Raw genomic sequence first — 1,055 nt, forward strand, 5'->3', positions numbered from 1 at the left:
CCTCTGACAATAGGTCTGATGTAAGGCTGTGAGATGCTAACGATCCGGTTGTCTACAGAATGCGTTCTCGACTCATACATGTAGCGCTGCTGCTCGTATAGTTTTCGTATGACCTGCAATTCCCTCTGCTGGCGTCTCGTGAGAAGCTCAGCTCTCGAAGGATCTTCAAGATAAGTCTCTACATGTTCCAGATCCCGTTTGACATAACCAAGTTGTTTTCGGATCGCTTTTTGAATAGCTTTACTTCGTTTCTTGCGCTGCTTTTCGATTGAAAGATAATCCTTACGGGCGCGATTGCGATAGGTTCTTGGCTTTGCCATTGCAGAGATATCCGGCGCGTGTAGTACGTCAATCATGTCTTCGAGTTTTTCTCGCGCTTCATTCAGTAGACGCAGGTCCGTTGGAAAACGGATATCGCTTGGCGCACAGGTCGCATCGAGGATAAGTTTGCCTTGCTTTGGAATATCATCAAAGCTGATTTGAACATCCTCAGCAATTGGTTCAGTTGGGCCAGAGCCGTTGTCCTTATGATCATCATCGTTATCGCGATTTTCTGAAGCTGCTGCTTCAAGTTCTTTCATGGCAATGATGTTGTTGATTTCCAAGAGAATATCTGGTGTGAAACGCTTTCTGAAATGCGTGATCAGTGATGCATCAAAAGGTTGTCTATCATCTTCAAAGCGGTCAAAGCCAAGGAAATACTGAAGATATGGGTTCTCCATAATCTGAAGCGGCACTTCAGCGTCAACCAGTTTTAGTTTGGTTTGAATAATCAGTGTACCAAGGGCGACTCGAACAGAGAGTGCTTTTTCTCCTCTGGTAGGAGACTTGAAGTTTTGAGCATAGGCATCCTCAAAATCTGACCAAGGAATCAACTCAGCCAGTTTAACCCAGCGATTATTTCGGTTAAGTTTACCGCCGAAAGGGAGAAAGAAATCATCGGCTATTTTGATTTGGTTGGTCTTTCTGATATACATGAGGCGCCTCCATCTGCAAGGTTTTTGTGGAAGAAATGTTAAAATCCTTGCATTTATTATATCAAAAAAGCGTTTCAA

At 43.8% G+C, this 1,055-nt stretch carries 1 protein-coding gene; it reads right to left on the minus strand.

Going from position 1 to position 1,055, the window contains the following annotated elements; all coding sequences use genetic code 11:
• Nucleotides 1–977, minus strand: a 977-nt coding sequence (locus KHM83_RS19600; RefSeq protein WP_213238731.1) for a transposase, incomplete at its 3' end; no start/stop codon positions are given.
• Nucleotides 978–1,055: the final 78 nt, after the last annotated feature.

It is taken from the genome of Fusibacter paucivorans (genome assembly GCF_018390735.1).
GTDB classification, from domain to species: Bacteria; Bacillota; Clostridia; order Peptostreptococcales; family Acidaminobacteraceae; genus Fusibacter; species Fusibacter paucivorans.